This is a genomic window from Subtercola endophyticus (assembly GCF_021044565.1).
GTDB classification, from domain to species: Bacteria; Actinomycetota; Actinomycetes; order Actinomycetales; family Microbacteriaceae; genus Subtercola; species Subtercola endophyticus.
Genome location: NZ_CP087997.1, coordinates 429773 through 447566, shown reverse-complemented (window position 1 = coordinate 447566; position 17794 = coordinate 429773). Strand labels below are relative to the sequence as shown.

Genomic DNA, 17794 nt, shown 5'->3' with positions numbered 1-17794 from the left:
AAGGTCAAGCGGGTCAGCGATACGCAGCGACTATCACGTAGTCGACGTCAGTACACCACCGTCGACGCGCACGGCTGCGCCGTTGGTGGCAGAGGAGAGTGGGCTCGCCAGGTACAGCACGAGGTTCGCGATCTCTTCGGGTTCGATGAACCGCTGCAGCAGGGAGGTCGTGTTCGCAGCGGAGAGTGCAGCCTTCATGTCTTGCTCGGGCATCCCCTGCGCCCGAGCAATCTCGGTGACGGCCTGCGCGACACCGTCGGAGTAGGTCGGCCCACCCAGCACGGTATTCACCGTGACGGCCGTGCCGCCGGTGAGCTTCGCGAGACCGTTGCTGAGGGCGAGCATGCCGGCCTTGGTCATGCCGTAGTGCACCATGTCTGCGGGAATGTTCACGCCCGATTCGCTGCCGATGAAGATGATGCGGCCCCAGTTCTGGGCGAGCATGCGGGGTAGAACATGCCGCGAGAGGCGCACTCCGCTCATGACGTTGACGTCGAAGTAGCGCTGCCAGGTGGCGTCGGTGATGTCGCCGAAGGGTGCGACTTCGAAGAGTCCGACGTTGTTCACGAGTATGTCGACGTCTGCGAGCGTTTCGAGAAGCCTGGCCACGTCGGCCGGATGCTCGAAATCGGCGACGACGCCTGAGACCGTTGCTCCCGGTAGGTCTTTCTCCAGGGTGCCGACGGCCTGGCGAACCGCCGCCTCGCTTCTCCCGTTGATCGTCACGGCCACCCCCTCGGCCAGGAGGGCCTTCGCGATCGCGTACCCGATGCCCCTCGTCGAACCGCTCACGAAGGCGCGTTTGGCTGTCAGATTCAGTTCCATGATTGCTCTTTCACTTGCTTGGTAAAGTTAAAAGCTAGCACCTTGACTTGCTCAGTCAAGTCAATCATCGGTATTCTGTTGCCATGGTCAACCCCATTTCGCAGACCGCCCTCACCGGCGACGACCTCACAACCTGGGCCGGCTTGGCGACCGTGCTCGAGTGGCTGCCTTCTGCGCTCGACACACAACTGCTTCGCGACTCAGACATCACCCACTTCGAGTACGGCATTCTGTACGCCCTGGCGAACGCGCCCGAAGTGACGCTTCGCATGAGCGTGCTGGCGGGCTACGCGAACAGCTCCCTCTCGAGGCTCTCCCGCGCGGTCGCGCGCCTCGAGGCGCGCGGGTGGGTGCTTCGCGAGCCCGATCCCGAAGACGGGCGCTACACGCTCGCCCTCCTCACCTCGGCTGGCGAGCAAAAGTTCACCGAGGCCTCTCCCGGTCACGTTCACACCGTCACGCACTTGGTGCTCGACCCGCTGACGCAGTCCCAGAAGAAGCAGCTTCGAGAGATCACCCGACGTATTCAGACCGCCATCAGAGCCGACGAAGGCTGGCAGCCGCCAACACCGACCTGAGCGCACTCGCTCAGCAGGGCGCGGGCTCGCACGGAACGTCTGCCGCCGGCGTGCGCGCGGGTACAGGCGATGGAACCGCAGCCTCGAGCGCGTTCGACCGCCGAAAGCCGAGCCCGAGCAACACCGCGGCTCCGACGACCGCAATCGCACCCGAGAACCAGAAGTCTGCCGCGAGCCCGAACGACGTGACCGCGATACCTCCGGCGATGGAGCCGGCGGCAATCGAGAGCTGAATGGTCGTTACGAAGAGCGCGAGGCCGCTCTCGGATCCGTTCGGCGAAGCTGCGGCCATCCAGGTCTGCGTACCAAGAGGCAGCGCGCCCCAGACGAGCCCCCAAATGATCAGCAGAACAAAAACACCGACCATCGATTGAGCGAGGAACGGCAGCAGCACAAGAGCGGCCGCGAGCACGAGCTTCGACGCGCCCAGAGTGCCGATCACGCTGCGGCTGAGCGTGATGCCTGCCAAGAAGTTGCCGGCTATGCCTGCAATACCGAACGCCAGAAGTGCAACCGTGATCGTGTCGGCCCCGACACCGACGAGCTCAGTCAGATACGGAGCAATGTAGGTGTAGGCGGCGAACTGCGCAACGAAGATGAATGCGGTCGCGATGAGGCCGACCCTCGCTCGGGGTATTCGCAGCAGCCCACCGAGCGTGGCGAACCGAACCCTGTGAACCGACGGGATGCTCGGCAGCAGCGCGAGCTGCAGGCCGAGTGCGATCAATCCGAGCACTCCGCCGATCACGAACGCCAGCCGCCAGCTCGCCAGCGACGACACGAACGCACCCAGCGGAAGACTGACCACTGTCGCAACCGAGACACCGGCGGTAATGAACGATGTGGCACGAATCGCCGACGACGGTTTCACCAGTCTGCCCGCTATGCCGGCGCCGATCGCCCAGAACCCGCCGATGCCCACCCCGAGCAGCATTCTGGCCACGAGGAGCACTCCGAAGCTCGGAGCGACAGCCGCGAGAGCGTCTGCCACGACCAACAGCACCGTGAGGGCGAGGAGTACAACACGGCGATCGACGCTCGACGTCGCAACGGTCACGACGGGGGCCGCCACCGCACCCACGAGTCCGGTTGCCACCACCATGAGCCCGGCGGTGCCGATGTTCACATTCAGGTCAGAGGCGATGGAGGGCAGCAGCCCGATGGGCAAGAATTCCGAGAGCACGAGTACGAACGAACCGAGTGCCACAGAAAGCACACCCAGCCATCCGCGACGTTCGGTTGATAGGGGTGCCCCAGATGAGGTCACAGCAGATAAGGTCACAGCAGGCTAGAAGCCGTTGGTGCGCGCATCCATTCCCCTGTTTCGTCGCCGAGCACGAGGCAACAAGAAGGGCCCGTTCAACCGAACGGGCCCTTCTGAGTGTTGTGAGGTGTGGAGCTAAGGAGATTCGAACTCCTGACCTCCTCGATGCGAACGAGGCGCGCTACCAACTGCGCCATAGCCCCTCAAAACAACTTCAGCAGACTATCACGCAAGCTGCCCCCACAGAAAACCACCGCCTCCGCGGAGCACCGCCGAGAGCGACATTTTCGGACGAGAGCGACGGGCGCGGCGGCTCAGCTCGTCCGAAAAGGTCGCGCTCGCGGCCTACACCTGGCGCGCGGCCGGCATCTGGGTGAGGGAGGGGTCTGTGGTGGCCAGCGGGCCGACGATTTCGTCGATGAGCGCTAGCACGTCGGGGTCGAGCGTCACGCCAGAGGCCTCGGCGTTCGAGGTGACCTGCTCCGGGCGCGAGGCACCGATGATCGCGGCGGCGACGTTGTCGTTGCTCAGCACCCACGCCAGGGCCAGCTGGGCCTGGGTGAGGCCGAGGTCTGCGGCGATCGGCGCGAGCCGGGCCACGGCGTTGAGCACGTCATCCTGCAGCCAGCGTTTGATCATGGCCGCGCCGCCGCTTTCGTCGGTCGCCCGACTGCCCGAGGGCAGCGGCCCGCCCGCGGTGTACTTGCCCGTCAGAACGCCCTGGGCGATGGGCGACCAGACGATCTGCGAAATGCCGAGTTCGCGCGAAACGGGTTCGACCTCTTGCTCGATCACACGCCAGAGCATCGAGTATTCGGGCTGGTTCGAAACGAGCTGGATGCCCAGCTGCTGCGCAAGCGCATGACCCTCGCGAAGCTGGCGGGCGTTCCACTCGCTCACGCCGATGTAGAGCACCTTGCCGGCCCGCACGAGGTCGGCGAACGCCTGCATGGTCTCTTCGAGCGGAGTCTCGACGTCATAGCGGTGCGCCTGGTACAGATCGACGTAATCGGTCTGCAAACGCTTCAGCGAGCCGTTGATCGACTCCGTGATGTGTTTGCGCGACAGCCCCGTGTCGTTGTGACCCTTCGGACCGGTGGGCCCGTAGACCTTCGTGAAGATCTCGAGCGACTCGCGGCGCTCGCCCTTCAGAGCCTCGCCGAGCACGACCTCGGCTTGCGTGTTGGCATAGACGTCGGCGGTATCGAAGCTCGAAATTCCCACGTCGAGGGCCGCACGCACACACGCCTTCGCGGTGTCGTTCTCGACCTGCGAGCCGTGAGTGAGCCAGTTTCCGTAGGTGAGTTCTGAGATCTTGAGGCCGCTGTTGCCGAGGTATCTGTAGCGCATGAATGAAACGTTACACCGGCGAAGGGATGCCCGTTCAGCGCTGGTTCGGGGCCGACAGGGTCGCTATCCTGGACGGCGGCGAGGTTGTTACCCTGCGCGACGGCGGGCGAGAACTCGATCGACGTCGAGCGGGCCCGTCTCGAGATCGTCGACGATACCCATCGTGCTGAAGCGGCTCGGGATGACCGGGGCAGCCGACTGCGGAGCGACCTCGGTGACGGCATCCGCCGCCGCCGCGCCCCTGGCTGCACCCGTGGCCGCGTCCGCATCTGCCGCCGCGTAGCTCGCGCGCAGAGCGGCTTCTGACGTAGCCGCCGCCGCTCGAAGGGCGCTTTCCGCGTGCTCGGCGGTCTGCTGCGCGAAGCCGACCGACGTCGAACTCGACGGGCCGAACGAGGAGGCGTCGGGCTGCCCCATGTTCAGCTGACGCAGACGTCGACGCTCGGTGTAGAGCGGCTTGGGCAGGGGTACCGGCGTCCATCCCGAGTCGTCGGCCAGAGCATCCGCTGCCCCGTCTTCGTCGGCCTCGGCTTCAGCGAATTCGGCCTCGACGCCCGCGCCGGAACCGACGAGCGACGTGCTGCCGGCGAAGTCGAGAGACGACCCGGCCCCCACGATGACGAAGGAATCGATGGTGCTCGCATCGCGTGCGGGGAGCTTCAGCGCCCGGCCGAGTTTCGCCAGCCGGCTGAGCCGCGTGAGGCACAATACCGAGGCGAGCACACCGGCCACGAGCACGATCCAGGCGCCGTTCACAGCAACCTGCACAGACCCCAGCACGATGACAGCGAGTGAGACGACCAGAATCGCCGAGGTCACGGCACGAGCCCGGCGGATCTTGGCCGCGGCACGCACCGCAGGCGGAATGCTCTTGATAGTCGCCTGACGAAGCACTCGCTGCTGCTCGGCCACGCTCTTCGCGTTCGTCTCGGCGCGCACTTCTTCGGGAACTTCGGCCGTCTCGGCCAGAATGCGCAGGGTCTGCTGCAGGCGCACGACATTACGCTCGGTGGCGTTGAACTCATTGCGGCGAAACCAGGTCGGCAGCAGGTAGATGAGCCAGAGCACGGCCGCGAGGCCGACGATGAGGCCTCCGCCCAGCCAGTCTGATGTCATGGGTCTACGGTACGAGGCTCACCGCGCGATTCGGCCCAAGCGGAGGGCGCGTGTCGGCCAATCAGGCAATTCGCACAGGCGCGGATCAGGCACTTCATACGAAGATGCGCTGCCGGGCATCCCGAGCCGGCAAACGCCGCGCGAACCGCCCTCAGCGGTTGCGCGTAGGAATCTGCGTCAGCGCCTCACGCCGGTCGGCCTCGGGCACGCTGCCCTGCCCGGGTGGCACGCCGCCCTCTTTCCAGCGCCGCAGCACGCCGACGGGCAGCTCCTCCCCCACCAGGGCGAAACAGAAGTGATCACGCCAGTCGCCGTTGATGTGGATGTAGCGCCGCCGCAGACCCTCGTACCGAAACCCGAGCTTCTCGACGACGCGCAGGCTCGGCCCGTTCTCGGGGCGGATGCAGATCTCCATGCGGTGCAGCCCCACCGAGTAGAAACAGTGGTCGGTCGCGAGCGCCACAACCGTCGGGGTGATGTTCAGCCCCGCGAACCGCTCGGCGACCCAGTACCCGATGCTCGCCGACGACACCGACCCGTAGCTGATCGACGACACGTTCAGCTGCCCGGCGACCTCACCCTTGTATTCGATGACGAACGGCAGACCATAACCGGCCCGAGCGTTCTGCTGCAGCGACCGGATGCTCGCGCGGGTGTCGAACGACAGCGGAGCGTTCGGGCTGGTGGCCTCCCACTTGCGCAGCCACGCACGGTTGGCGATGAGCTCGTTCTCCAGTGCCTTTGAATCGCGGATTCGAATGGGACGAATGCCAATGGCACCCTCGGCGAGGCTCGGAACGAACATAGGCAATGATAATCAGCTACGCGAGCCTTCGACGTGCAAATCTCACAGGTCGGCTGCGAATTCCTTGATCCAGGGGCGCAGGTCTGGGCCGAGGTCTTCGCGTTCGCTGGCCAGGCGGATGATCGCCTTGATGTAGTCCAGCCGGTCACCGGTGTCGTACCGGCGGCCGCGGAAGACGACACCGTAGACGCCACCGGCGATGGGGCCCGCGATCATGGTCTGCAGGGCATCCGTGAGCTGGATCTCGCCGCCCTTGCCGGGTTCGGTCTCTTCGAGCACATCGAACACCTCGGGGCACAGCACGTACCGCCCGATGATGGCGTAGTTCGAGGGCTGGGTACCCGGATCGGGTTTCTCGACGAGACCCGTGATGCGCACCACGTCTTCTTCGTCGGTGTCTTCGATCGACGCGATGCCGTAGAGGTGCGCCTGCGAGGGCTCGACCTCCATGAGGGCGATCACGCTGGCCTGCTTGTCGTTCTGAATATCGAGCATGCGGCTCAGCAGCACGTCGCGCGCATCGATCAGGTCGTCGCCGAGCATCACCGCGAACGGCTGGTTGCCGACGTGCATCTTGGCCCGCAGCACCGCGTGGCCGAGGCCCTTGGGGTCGCCCTGGCGCACGAAATGCACATCGGCGAGCTTCGACGCGTCGTCGACCATCTTCAGCCGGTGGTTGTCACCCTTCGCCTCGAGGTTCGACTCGAGCTCGGTGTTGCGGTCGAAGTGGTTCGCGAGGGCGTTCTTGTTGCGACCGATCACCACGAGAACGTCGACCAGCCCCGCAGCGACCGCTTCTTCGACGACGTACTGGATGGCCGGTTTGTCGACCACCGGAAGCATCTCTTTCGGCATCGCTTTCGTGGCGGGCAGAAAACGGGTGCCGAGACCGGCCGCAGGAATCACTACTTTGGTGATAGGTGAGGTCATAAGGGTTACATTAGCGAAAAATGCCCCCTCTCTTGGGGCGGTGCTGAAACATCGGGGACATACGGCGAGGGTAAAATCGAGGCATGCTGTCTTCGACGAGCAACATCAAGCGCGCACTGCGCGCGGAGCTTCGTGAACGACGGCGAACCCGCACGTCGACCGAACGGCAGAGTGACACAACGGCGTTCACAGCGAACCTCGTGTCGTTGGTCGGCTCGACCGGTGCGAAGCGCGTGGCGTGTTATCTGTCTGGTCAGAACGAGCCCAATACGCGGCCCTTCTTGAACTGGGCGCTGGCGAACGACGTCGAGGTGCTGCTTCCGATTTCGCGCGAAGACGGGCTGCTCGACTGGGCGCACGGCGACGGCGAGACCGAAACCGAGGGCCCGCACGGCATGCCCGAAGTGGTCGGCGAGCCCCTGGGGCCGATCGCAATCAACGACGTCGACCTCGTCATCATTCCCGCCGCCGCCATCGATCGCGGCGGAATGCGCATGGGCTGGGGGCGCGGATACTTCGACAAAACCCTCGGATCCATGCAGAAGTGCCCGCCGGTCTACGCAGTGATCTACGATGATGAGTTGCTGGATTCGGTGCCGCGCGAGGTGCACGACCAGCCCGTGAACGGGGTCGTCACCCCGTCGCGCATCCTCACCTTTTGATTTTCACTGTTTTCCCATTGTTCAACCAGGAGTCTCTGTGCCCACCTATTCGTACCGCTGCACCGAATGCGACAACGCCTTCGACATTCAGCAGGCCTTCACCGACGACAGCCTCACCGTGTGCCCCGTGTGCGGCGGAAAGCTGCGCAAGGTGTTCGGCGCCGTGGGTGTGACGTTCAACGGCTCAGGGTTCTATCGCAACGACTCGCGCGCGGCGTCGAGCACGTCTGACGGGCCGAAGAAGTCGAGTGGAGAGAAGTCTGGCGGCGAGAAGTCGGGCGGTTCGGGCGAAGGCTCGTCCAAGAGCGGCGGCGACTCCGGTTCGAGTTCGGCGCCCGCGAAGTCGTCGGGCGATTCGGGTTCGTCGTCGGGCTCGTCGTCCTCAAAGCCTGCCGCAGCCGCCAAGTAGACACCCCAAGGAGTAATAGCACGTGATCAAAGGCTTCAAAGAGTTCATTCTGCGCGGTAACGTCATCGATCTGGCCGTCGCCGTTGTCATCGGCGCTGCGTTCACGGCCATCGTCGGCGCGATCGTCAACGGCATCTTCAATCCGCTGATCGCGGCGATCTTCGACGCGAACGACCTGGCTGACGCGTTCCAGGTGCAGATCGGTGCGAGTACCCTGCAGTTCGGGCTCGTGCTGGCAGCGATCATCCAGTTCCTGCTCGTCGCCGTGGTGGTGTACTTCGTGTTCGTGCTGCCGATCAACCACCTCAAGAAGGTGTCGTTCTTCAAGAGCAAGCAGAGCCCGCAAGAAGAGGTCGTCGCCGAGACTCCGCCGACCGACCTCGAGCTGCTGACCGAGATTCGCGACCTGCTCGCAGCAGCACAGCGCACGACGCCCGTGTCGCCCAGCCCCGGGCTGTCGAATGCGGCCGGTCAAGTGAGCGGCCCACCTTGGCCCAACGAGTGACCCAAGACCGCGTGCCCGAAGACTTCGCCTACCCGGAGACTCCGAGTGGCTGAAGACTCCCCCACCTCGTCGCCCCACCTGCCCGTTCGGCGCGTGGGGCGTCGTCGTGTGCAGACCGACCCCGTCGACGGCACGGATGCCCGCCCTCAATCCAGCGCGACCCTGAGCCCCGAGCTGGCCGTCGTCAAGGCTCGCGAAGACTCCGACGACGCCCGCGACGCTCCCCCCTCCGGCGCAGGCCCCAACGACGCCCGCCTGCGCGCCGACAAACCCCCGCACTGGGGCTGACCACACTATCGACTTTGCGAAAAGGCCCCCAAACTCGAAGTCTTGGGGGCCTTTTCGCAAAGTCGATTGGAAGGTTCAGAGTCACACGGCCGAGAGTTGGCGCACGCCGATCACGGTGGCGATGCGCTGGGCGACCGCCTCGGGGTCGGTGAAGAGCTCGAAGCTGTGCACACGAAGGTAGTGCCAGCCGAGGCGCTTGAGCATGTCGGGGCGCAGCCGCAACGACTCGCGCAGGCTCATCGAGTGAACCACCGCATCCGTCTCCACCACGATGGCCCGGCCCTCGTACGAGGCGACCAGCGTCAGCTTGCCACGGTGTTCGAACGCGACCTCGAGCCCACGCGCACCGAGTCGGCGGGCGAGATCGATGAGCAGGGCATCCCCCGGGCTCGAGAACGTGTCGGGCGTCGGCCCGTTCTCGGCTTCGGTGAGAATCTGGCGCAGGGCGACGACCCCGTAGGTCATACGTTCTTCGTCGATGTCGTTGGGCTTGAAGCAGCTCACGATATCCATCGAGCGGCGGGCGCGGGTCATGCCCACGGCGAGCAGACGTTCTCCGCCCGGCTTCGCGAGGGCTCCGAAGTTCGTGAGCACGCGCCCGTGCGGTGTGCGTCCGTACCCGACCGAGAAGATGACGCGGTCCCGGCTCTGCGCCACGGACTGCTCGAGCGTCGCCACCATGAACGGCTCGGCTGCGTCTTTCAGAATGAAGTCGCTGAGGTCGCTGCGCTTGGCGAACGCAGCCAGAACAGCCTGCTGCACGCGCACGGCGTGCTTGGCGCTCGCCGTGATCACCATGAGGGATTCGCGCGGGTACTTCTGCGCGTGTTCCATCACGAGCCACACGACGCGCTCGACCTCGGCGTCGACGCTTTCGACGGCGCCCGTCTCGCTGTCGGGCATGCCGCCGGCCCCGTCGAGGTAGTGCAGGGTGAGGCTGCCGTGGCCGAGGAACGTTCCGGCCCAGGGCAACGAGTCGATCTTGCCGTTGTAGAAGCGGTGGTTCACGAGTTCGGCGAGGTCTTCGCCGCCGGCGCGGTAGCTGCGCGTGAGCGAGAGCGTCGGCACGAGTTCGGCGAGCCGCGCCATTGCGGAGTCGCTCGCGAGCTCTTCGATCGAGCGAGCGGCATCGGCCTCGACGGCACGACTCGACGCGGGCTGCACGATGGCGGGTACAGCGATCTCGAACAACGAGGGGGTCTGCGTGACGGGGTCGCCGAACGCGACCACCTGGCGGGCACGACGGATCGCGGCCGCGTTCTCAGCGAGGGTCGTGGCACCGGCATCCACCAAGATGACGGCGTCGAAAACCACGTCGTCGGTGATGTCGGCGACTTCGTACGGCGAGGCGAGCCAGACCGGCGCCAGCACCTTGCTGAGGTAGGGCGCGGCGCGATGCAGCCGAACCGAATCGACGGTATCGGTGCGCAACAGCGCCTTCAGAGCAGCGGCCTCGTCGGCGTGGTCGGCAAGGCCGACGCTCCACGTCTCGGCGAGCTGCCACGCCAGCAATTGGCCGCTCACCGAAGCGTGCGCCTCGTCGACGAGCGTGAAGTCTGATTCGAGACGGTCGAGGATGCCCGTGTTCGCGCCGAGCAGCGCGCGGTCGTTCGCGAGCATGAGCTCGAGCACCGACTGCCACCAGGCGAGTTCGAGCTCGTCAGCGACGGCTCCCTCAGGGATGTGTCGCTGCGACAGGTCGGTGAGCAGCGGGTCGAGCGCGAGTTCACGCAGGGTGTCGAGCAGGGCCGTGCGCTCTTGCAGGTTCGCCAGAACCTCGGAGTCGGCGGCGAGACCTTCGAGCAACTCGATCAGCTCGGTGATGGGGAGTTCGCTCAACTGACGCGCGGTACCTGCGAGCCCGAGGGGCAGGTCGAGTCGGGCGAGGTCTTCGCTCATGCTCTGGAACGAAACCTGAACGTCGTCGAGACCCGTCGGTACTTCGGGTGGAATGCCGGCCGCGGCGAAGCGGTGCCAGAGCACACGCTGCTGCTGAATGCGGCGCAGCGAGGCATTGATGTCGCCGATGTGCACACCCGGGCGCACGTACTCTTTCGCCAGGCTCCGCAGGCGACGGCGACTCGTTCCGGTCATCTGCGCCGAGTCGCGACGCGGACCGGTGGCGGCGATGATGTCGGTGAGCGAGCGGTCGAACACCACCGGCAGGAACTTGTCGAGCGTCTCACGCAGGTCGAGCAGCAGCCGCAGGTACGAGCCGAGTTCAGAGAGCGTCGTGAACTGGCGCATGTGCGTCTGACCGACGAGTTCGTAGGCCTTGGTGAGCAGGGTGGGCAGGTCGGTGCGGTGCAGGCGCTTCGCGATGGCGTGCGCCTGGGCGGCCTCGTCTGCGGAGTCGAAGGTGGCGCCGTACCACGGCGAATCGTCGGGTCCGTAGCGGAATTCGCCGAGCGCCGCGGCCTTGATGAGCGTCTTGGCGGCGTAGCTGCGGCCGTTGGCCAGGGCTTCGAGCGAGGGGCGGTTCAGGCGCGCGGTGGTGGCAGGCGGCTTCGGGAGCAGCGATAGGCGAGCGAGTTCACGCAGGGCATCCAGTACCGAGACTTTGAGCAGCGGGTCGACCCGTTGCAGCGACTGACGATAGTCGATGAGCACATGCCGCAAGCGCACGAGTGCTTCGTCGACGTCGTCGACGTGCGGCTGCATGGCCTTCTCGTTGCGACCGATGGACTGGATCAGATCGCGGCGCAGCGTTCGCGGCGACACGGCGACACCGGGCAGGCCGACGTCGTTGAACCGGCGGGCGATGCCGCGCAGGCTCAGCCGGCGCGGGCTCACCACGAGAACACGCTTGTTCTGCCCGATGAGCGAGCCGACCGCGTTGACGATGGTCTGGGTTCCGCCGGTGCCGGGCAGAGTCTTCACGACGAGGGAGTTGCCCTCGGCTATCTGCGCGATGACGTTCTCCTGCTCGGCGTCCGCGTCGAGCAGAAGGGTGTCGGTTGACGGCGGCCGGGCATCCTGAGCGGTCGCTTCGACCGGGTGGTACGACTCCTGCACGCCGCGCCGGGCCGTCAGGCTGCCGGCGAGCGAGTCGAGCACGGGGTGATCGAGCTGCCGTGCATCCGCCACCATCGACGGCGCCACGTCGGCGAACGACGAGACCAGCAGACGCGGGGCGACGCTGAACCAGGCGAGGTGCGAGGTGACGGCGCGCAGGTGGTCGATGACCGGCTGCGGCTTGAAGACGCCGTTCGTCGCGGCCAAGGCCACCATCTGGTCGGTGTCGAGCGTGATCTGAAACTGGTCTTTGAGCGCTCTGGCGAGCTCGGGATTCACGAAGGCGTTGCCACGCAGCTTGAGTTCGAAGTCACGGCCGTAACGCCGGATGCTCAAGGGCCGCAGCAGCACGGGGGCGGCGTAGGGCTGGTCGTCGAGCTTCCATTCGGCAAGTCCGATGGCGAGGTGTACGGAGTCGATGCCGCGAATGGCGCGAAGCTCAACGCCCTTGTCGGTGATGGCTCCGGCGGCGATGCGCGCGCTGCGCAGGGCCAGTTCGTCGCGAATGAGGCTCGAGAGCAGCGTGGCATTGCCCGTGATGAACTGGGCCAGACCGCTGGGGTGCGTCGTCGTGAGGTCGACACGAGTGCGTGGGGCGTCGTCGAAATGGATGAGCGGGGAGGTGCCGCCGATGAGCGCGAGCTCTTCGCGCCAGTGCTCGCGGGCGGGCTCGATCAGGTCGTCGGTGGAGAAGACCTGGCCCGTACGCACACCGGAATCGTCACCCTCAGAGTCGCCTCGGCGGCCCCACACCGACGTTGCTTCGTCGGCCTCAGACAGTTCAGAGTCTGAATCTCGTTTCTTATCGGCGCGCCACACACCGTCACCCTATGCGGTGCACTGAGCAAATGCTGGTAACGAACGCCGAGTTTTGCGATGTGCATTGCTCCCGTGGCGTGCCGAATAGAATCGAACTATGGCCGAAGCGGCGGAAAGTTCACCACATTCTTTTGTTCCGCCGCCCCGCGTGGGGCCGCGCGACAGCGGTGACGGGTGGGTCGAAGACGGAACCGGCCGCAAGTTCTGGGGGAGGTTCGGCGCCGCAGGTCTGCTCGCGTTCGACGGCAGCCGGGCATCCACTTCCGGAGCGGGCGGGAGCATTCTTCTGCAGCACCGCGCCAATTGGAGCCACTTCGGCGGTACCTGGGGGTTGCCCGGCGGCGCCAAACACGCCGGCGAGACGGCCGTCGACGGCGCCATTCGTGAGGCGAACGAAGAGGCTGGCGTGCCGACGGATGCCCTGCAGCTCAAATTCACCTCAACACTCGACCTCGGCTTCTGGAGTTACACGACTGTCGTCGTCGACGTCACCGAGCCGTTCGACGCCGCCGTCGCCGACGCCGAGAGCATCGAGATTCGCTGGGTGCCTATCGACGAGGTGGCGGCGCTGCCGCTGCATCCGGGGTTCGAGGCCGCATGGGGCGAGCTGCGCGCTGAGCTGACCCGGCCGATCGTTCTGGTGGTGGATTCCGCCAACGTCGTCGGATCGCGGCCGAACGGCTGGTGGAAAGATCGCCTCGGCGCGACGTCGACCTTCGCCGGGCTCCTGCAACGACGGGGCCGCCTCGGGTTCTCGGGCGAGTCGCTCGGCATCGGGCTGGCGCGCACTCAGTGGTGGCCGCAGACGGTGCTCGTGGTCGAGGGGCAGGCACGCGGGGCGGCGGTGGGTGCGGGGACGGTCGAGGCAGCGGGGGTGCAGGCACCTGCAGTGGGCGGTGCGACGGTGGGCGAGACCGCGGGCGGCGCCACGTCGGGCGACGCCGCAGGCGACAGGGCGGCGAGCGACGCGGCGGCGAGCGCGAACTCAGCGCACACGGCCGGCGGCGCGCTGCGCATCGTGGCGGCCGAGCACGATGGCGACCAGCAGATCGTCGATATCGTGCAGGGGTACGCCGAATCCCGCGACTCCCTCGCGCCGCGCGTGTTCGTTGTGACGGCCGACCGCGAACTCACCTCCCGCGTCGAGGCCCTCGGGGCCAGCGTGCGTCGCCCCGGTTGGCTCTGGGCCCTCCTCGACGAACTCGACTGACGCCCCACCCCGCTCCCGCGGCATCGAGCTACGAGTTTGTGCGGGTGCTGAAGACGCCGACCCGCACAAACTCGTAGCTCGATGCCGTGCGGTGGGTCGGGCTGGCGGGTCAGGGGGGCGGCGGGGCGAGGGAGATCAGGGCGTATTCGCGCACGCGGCCGAAACGGGTGGCGGCGCAGGTGCTGAGGAGGGGCTGGGAGAGCGTCTCGGCGACGACGACGCGCACGAGCGCGGGCTGCGCGGCGGCGGCAACGGGCGCGAGGTCGGCAGCGGAAGCGAGCGTCGGGGCGGGTGCGGCTAGCAGAACCTCGGTGGTTGCGGGGGCGTCGGCCCCGAGCATCCGCTCGCTCACCACGGCGAACGACGCCAGGCGGTCGTCGCCGAGCTGCAGTCGAGCGTAGTGCTGGGCCGCCTGTGCGGGGTGCGAGAGCGAACTGCGGCCGCGGTAGTACCGCCCGTCGACGCGGCCGTCGAGGTAGTCGCGAACGATGTCGACGGTCTCGGCATCGTCGGCACGACCGTAGTAGTGGCCGCCGGGAAAGATCGCCATCGTTCCGGCGAACCGGTCGCCGCCGAGGTGCGAGCACTCCCAGGTCTGCTCGGGGTAGGCCTCGGCGAGGGCCAGTGCAACGGGGCGTCCGTGTACGGCACAGCACTGGTCGTGCTTGGCATGTGTGCAGACACAGTACACAGGGTCTGGCGAGCGGATGCCCGTCGAGCCGTCGAGCGGAACATCGAGCAGCTCCTGCGGAGCATCCACCTCGCCCCAGCGCACCTGCTCGAAGCCGGGCCGCGAGTCGACGAATGCCCAGCGCCAGCGTGGCTTGCGTGCCCCACTGGATGGCCCGCCCGCCGCATGGGCCGCGTCGGTCGCACGCGACGTGGCGTCATCCCGCGCGGGCGCGGGCGCGGGTGCGTCGCCTTCAGCCTGCTGCGCCGGTCGCGCAGCAGGCGAGTGCGCGGCCCGGGCGACACGGCGGATGGCCAGCGGCCGCATTCCGGCGGCCTCGACTCTGTGCACGATGGCCTGCCCGAGTTCGCGGCCGAGCGCAGTCGAGGTGAACGCGTTGGCCCCCCAGGAGCCCTCGATTTCGACTAAGAACCACTGCAGACCGCGCGACGCCGTCGCCGCGAGAGGGTCGTCGCGTTCGCGCGAGCGGTCGCTGCATGGGGCCCACTCGACGACTTGACTCGTCACGCCCGCACGCTCCCCCACGCTGTCGCCGCGCTTGCGGCCACGTTCGTTGCGGCCACGTCGCTTGCGCCCACGGCACTCTCGGTCACGTCGCTTGCGGCCACGGCACTCTCCGTCACGCCGCCCACGAGCATGCCGCCCACACGCACTGCGCTCACAGCTGCGCCGTCGGCCGGCTCACGCCGGAACGACGATCGCCTCACGCAGCAGGCGTCGCACCACCACGAGGGCAGAATCGAGGTCGAGACCCGGCAGCTCTTCTACAGCGACAGCATCGCCTTGATGCAGCCGTTCCACGGCATCGGCAGCCTCGACCGGCAGCACCACCGTGCGGCCGCCGGTGCTGATGCGCACCGAGCTCTCGTCGCTCGTGACAGTGGCCCGCAGCGAGCCGCGCCAACGAACCGCACTCCAGCCGCCGAGCGCGGCGATGGCGTCGACGGTCGCGATCGGCGACACCGGCTCAGGGCGGATCGCCCCCGAGAGCTTGCGCGCGAGGGAGGCACTCACATCGTGGGCGCGGGCCACGGCTGTGGCGCGATCATCCGGAGTCGACAGCGTCGACTGCAGCTCGGACAGAACGTCTTGCACGATCGGCAGCACCTGCTCGACGTCGGTGAAGTCGATGCCGAACGGCAGCGCGGTGCGCAGGGCTTCGGTTTCGCCGAGCCGCGCGAGAATGACCTCGGCCACATCGGCGCGTGTGTAGGCGGCTACGCCGATGGTGAGGTGAATGGATGTCCCGCCCAGCGCTTCGGCCGAATGGATCCAGCCGCGCGGCAGGTAGAGGGCATCACCCGGGCGGAAGACCGCGTCGATGTAGGGCTCGCCCTCTGCGCGCTTCGCCACAGCATCGCGATGGTCGCCCCAGGGCTGGCTGCGCAACGGCGACGGATGCACCGGCTCGTGAATGCTCCAGTGCTTCTCGCCCGCAATCTGCAGCACGAACACGTCGTGCACGTCATAGTGCGGATCGAATCCGCGCGAGCTCGCCGGGGTGATGTACGCGTTCACCTGAACCGGATGCCCGATCTCATCCACCAGCGCACGCGTGAACTCGATCAGCGGCGGCCAGGTGCGGTGCAGGCCCTGCAACACGATGGTGGCACCGGCGGCGAACTCGGCCAGCACCTTCTCGCTCGAAACCTGGTCGCCGATCTCGGCGCCGAAACCGCCGGGAGCGGTGTACTTCGAGGCGTTCAGCACCGACCCTTCGAGCGCCATGCGCATGAACGGGGTGCGCAGCGCGCGCTGCGAGATCAGGTCATCGGCAGCCTCAGCGCTGAAGAGGTCGTCGAAGCCCGCAGGCAATTCTTCTGCGGTGCTGAGCAGCGGGCGTACGGCCCAGTAGTCTCGATCGAACGTCGCGGCACGATCAATTCCCACACAACGAGAAAGCGCGGGCCGGTCGCCCGACCCGCGCTCGAATGAAGACATCAGGCGGAACCGTCGGCCCCACCATCGTGGCCGCCGGGGTTAGCGCCGCCATCAGCGGTGCCCTCCCCCTCGTCGGCCGAACCGTCAGCGCCACCATCGTGGCCGCCCGGGTTCGCACCGCCGTCGGCAGTTCCTTCGCCGGCAGAGCCATCGGCTCCCCCGTCGTGTCCATTCGGGTTTGCGCCGCCATCCGCGGGACCCTCTCCGCCCGCTCCCTGTTCGGTGGTGATGTCGTCGTCATTGATAGCCATAGTCGTCCTTTCGGTAACTGCACGGCGGCGTGCCGAGTGCTCTCTGAGCGTACGCCGATCTTGGGGGTGAGAGGTAACCCCCGTGTCCTCTTGTTTCACAGCTTCAGACACGCTAATGAGGTATTATGAGCTTGTCTCAGCATGAATGTGAGGCCCCGAGCGAAAGAAGACGTCGATGGGAGAACCGAGATTCGGTTGGCCGTCACGAACGGCCCCGTTACTGAACGTCGCGATCGACGAAGGTCAGGGGCCGATCGTCGTGCTCATCCACGGAATCAACTCGTCTTCTGAGAGCTGGGTCAACGTGGTTCCACTGCTCTCGCCGCTGTACCGGGTCATCGCCATCGACCTGCTCGGGTTCGGCAAGTCGGTGGCGCCGGCGGAGGCGACCTTCACGCTCGACGAACACGTGGCGGCGCTTCATGCGACCATCCGTTCGCTTCATTTGAAGGGGCGCTTCACTCTCGTGGGGCACAGTCTCGGTGCCCTCATCTCGAGCCGGTATGCGGCGATCTACCGGCGCGAAATCGCTCAAGTCGTGCTCGTAGCTCCGCCTATCTATGCGAACGAGGCTTACATCACCGAGTTCGGCGACCGCACGGTGGTGAAGAGCTACCTGCGCGCGTACAAGTTCTTGCGGTCGAACAAGGAGCAGACCATGCGGCGGGCCGCATGGCTACATCGGTTCATTCCGGTCAAAGCGTTGCTCATTGAAGAACGCTATTGGGGCGCTTTTTCACTGTCGATGGAGCACTGCATCGAGGGGCAGACCACGATCACCGACATCGCGCAGATCACAGCGCCGGTCGAAGTGGTCTACGGATCGCGCGACCAGGTTCTGGTCGGCGACGGCATCGAGCGCCTGGCACGCCTGCAGCACGTCACGGTACACGAGGTGCCGAAGAACGACCACTTCGTGCGCCCGGCCCTGGCGCGGGAGGTAGCTCGCGTCATCCGCTGACGCTTCTGCGTGTCGGGCGCTCGCGCCGGGTCGCGCGCCATCAGCTGACGCCTCGTGGCCGACGCGTGTGCCCGGCGCTCGCGCACCGCTTCCACGTGCCCGCCCCTCCTGCCCGCGCGCCCTTTGGCAGATCCGCCCCTCCTCGAGCAGGCGCGGATCTTCCAAACGGGCGCA

At 66.6% G+C, this 17794-nt stretch carries 18 protein-coding genes and 1 tRNA gene; 7 read left to right on the top strand and 12 right to left on the bottom strand.

Annotated elements, in window-relative coordinates:
• Positions 1 to 33 precede the first annotated feature (33 nt).
• Positions 34 to 825: an SDR family NAD(P)-dependent oxidoreductase gene (locus LQ955_RS02325; RefSeq protein ID WP_231026632.1), complete on the bottom strand. Its 792-nt coding sequence runs from the start codon at positions 823 to 825 to the stop codon at positions 34 to 36.
• An 83-nt stretch (positions 826 to 908) separates the two neighbouring features.
• Here LQ955_RS02325 and LQ955_RS02320 point away from each other — a divergent pair, with 83 nt between their 5' ends.
• Positions 909 to 1403, top strand: a complete 495-nt coding sequence (locus tag LQ955_RS02320; RefSeq protein ID WP_231026631.1) for a MarR family winged helix-turn-helix transcriptional regulator — start codon at positions 909 to 911, stop codon at positions 1401 to 1403.
• Between the two features lie 10 nt (positions 1404 to 1413).
• Here LQ955_RS02320 and LQ955_RS02315 read toward each other — a convergent pair whose 3' ends face one another.
• The 6 genes from LQ955_RS02315 to galU all read right to left on the bottom strand — a co-directional run bounded on the left by LQ955_RS02315 (position 1414) and on the right by galU (position 6868).
• Positions 1414 to 2619 carry an MFS transporter gene (locus LQ955_RS02315; RefSeq protein ID WP_231026630.1) on the bottom strand — a complete coding sequence of 402 codons (1206 nt, stop codon included), beginning with the start codon at positions 2617 to 2619 and terminating at the stop codon, positions 1414 to 1416.
• A gap of 178 nt (positions 2620 to 2797) precedes the next feature.
• A tRNA-Ala gene (locus LQ955_RS02310) sits at positions 2798 to 2870 on the bottom strand.
• 142 nt (positions 2871 to 3012) lie between these two features.
• The gene (locus tag LQ955_RS02305) at positions 3013 to 4017 is read right to left on the bottom strand and encodes an aldo/keto reductase family protein (protein ID WP_231026629.1); all 1005 of its coding nucleotides are present in this window, start codon (positions 4015 to 4017) and stop codon (positions 3013 to 3015) included.
• Between the two features lie 87 nt (positions 4018 to 4104).
• The gene (locus LQ955_RS02300) at positions 4105 to 5133 is read right to left on the bottom strand and encodes a hypothetical protein (RefSeq protein WP_231026628.1); all 1029 of its coding nucleotides are present in this window, start codon (positions 5131 to 5133) and stop codon (positions 4105 to 4107) included.
• A gap of 151 nt (positions 5134 to 5284) precedes the next feature.
• On the bottom strand, positions 5285 to 5938 hold the full coding sequence (locus LQ955_RS02295; RefSeq protein WP_231026627.1) for a GNAT family N-acetyltransferase: 654 nt from the start codon (positions 5936 to 5938) through the stop codon (positions 5285 to 5287).
• 42 nt (positions 5939 to 5980) lie between these two features.
• Positions 5981 to 6868 carry a UTP--glucose-1-phosphate uridylyltransferase GalU gene (galU, locus tag LQ955_RS02290; RefSeq protein ID WP_231026626.1) on the bottom strand — a complete coding sequence of 296 codons (888 nt, stop codon included), beginning with the start codon at positions 6866 to 6868 and terminating at the stop codon, positions 5981 to 5983.
• 83 nt (positions 6869 to 6951) lie between these two features.
• Here galU and LQ955_RS02285 point away from each other — a divergent pair, with 83 nt between their 5' ends.
• The 4 genes from LQ955_RS02285 to LQ955_RS02270 are packed head-to-tail and all read left to right on the top strand — an operon-like array spanning position 6952 to position 8732.
• Positions 6952 to 7530, top strand: a complete 579-nt coding sequence (locus LQ955_RS02285; protein ID WP_231026625.1) for a 5-formyltetrahydrofolate cyclo-ligase — start codon at positions 6952 to 6954, stop codon at positions 7528 to 7530.
• Positions 7531 to 7567: 37 nt separating this feature from the next.
• A complete protein-coding gene (locus tag LQ955_RS02280; RefSeq protein ID WP_231026624.1) occupies positions 7568 to 7939 on the top strand; it encodes an FmdB family zinc ribbon protein in 372 nt (123 codons plus the stop codon).
• 22 nt (positions 7940 to 7961) lie between these two features.
• Positions 7962 to 8444 carry a large conductance mechanosensitive channel protein MscL gene (mscL, locus tag LQ955_RS02275; protein ID WP_313788377.1) on the top strand — a complete coding sequence of 161 codons (483 nt, stop codon included), beginning with the start codon at positions 7962 to 7964 and terminating at the stop codon, positions 8442 to 8444.
• Between the two features lie 45 nt (positions 8445 to 8489).
• A complete protein-coding gene (locus LQ955_RS02270; RefSeq protein WP_231026623.1) occupies positions 8490 to 8732 on the top strand; it encodes a hypothetical protein in 243 nt (80 codons plus the stop codon).
• Positions 8733 to 8813: 81 nt separating this feature from the next.
• Here LQ955_RS02270 and LQ955_RS02265 read toward each other — a convergent pair whose 3' ends face one another.
• Positions 8814 to 12566 (bottom strand): AAA family ATPase, encoded by a 3753-nt coding sequence (locus LQ955_RS02265; protein WP_390623420.1) that lies wholly within the window; start codon positions 12564 to 12566, stop codon positions 8814 to 8816.
• Positions 12567 to 12663: 97 nt separating this feature from the next.
• On the opposite strand from LQ955_RS02265, the gene LQ955_RS02260 reads away from it, so the two are divergent.
• Positions 12664 to 13776, top strand: a complete 1113-nt coding sequence (locus tag LQ955_RS02260; RefSeq protein ID WP_231026621.1) for an NUDIX domain-containing protein — start codon at positions 12664 to 12666, stop codon at positions 13774 to 13776.
• 109 nt (positions 13777 to 13885) lie between these two features.
• On the opposite strand, the gene LQ955_RS02255 is transcribed toward LQ955_RS02260, so the two are convergent.
• Genes LQ955_RS02255 through LQ955_RS02240 form a run of 4 tightly spaced genes read right to left on the bottom strand, consistent with a single transcriptional unit; the run spans position 13886 to position 16659 of the window.
• Positions 13886 to 14974, bottom strand: a complete 1089-nt coding sequence (locus LQ955_RS02255) for a sucrase ferredoxin (protein WP_231026620.1) — start codon at positions 14972 to 14974, stop codon at positions 13886 to 13888.
• Positions 14971 to 15129 carry a hypothetical protein gene (locus tag LQ955_RS02250; RefSeq protein WP_231026619.1) on the bottom strand — a complete coding sequence of 53 codons (159 nt, stop codon included), beginning with the start codon at positions 15127 to 15129 and terminating at the stop codon, positions 14971 to 14973. The genes LQ955_RS02255 and LQ955_RS02250 overlap by 4 nt, the downstream gene beginning before the upstream one ends.
• A 19-nt stretch (positions 15130 to 15148) precedes the next feature.
• Positions 15149 to 16408, bottom strand: a complete 1260-nt coding sequence (locus LQ955_RS02245; protein ID WP_231026618.1) for a cupin domain-containing protein — start codon at positions 16406 to 16408, stop codon at positions 15149 to 15151.
• The gene (locus tag LQ955_RS02240; protein WP_231026617.1) at positions 16408 to 16659 is read right to left on the bottom strand and encodes a BatC protein; all 252 of its coding nucleotides are present in this window, start codon (positions 16657 to 16659) and stop codon (positions 16408 to 16410) included. Before LQ955_RS02240 ends, LQ955_RS02245 begins: the two co-directional genes overlap by 1 nt.
• A gap of 175 nt (positions 16660 to 16834) precedes the next feature.
• Here LQ955_RS02240 and LQ955_RS02235 point away from each other — a divergent pair, with 175 nt between their 5' ends.
• Entirely contained in the window at positions 16835 to 17620 is a 786-nt protein-coding gene (locus LQ955_RS02235) for an alpha/beta fold hydrolase (RefSeq protein WP_231026616.1), read from the top strand.
• Positions 17621 to 17794: the final 174 nt, after the last annotated feature.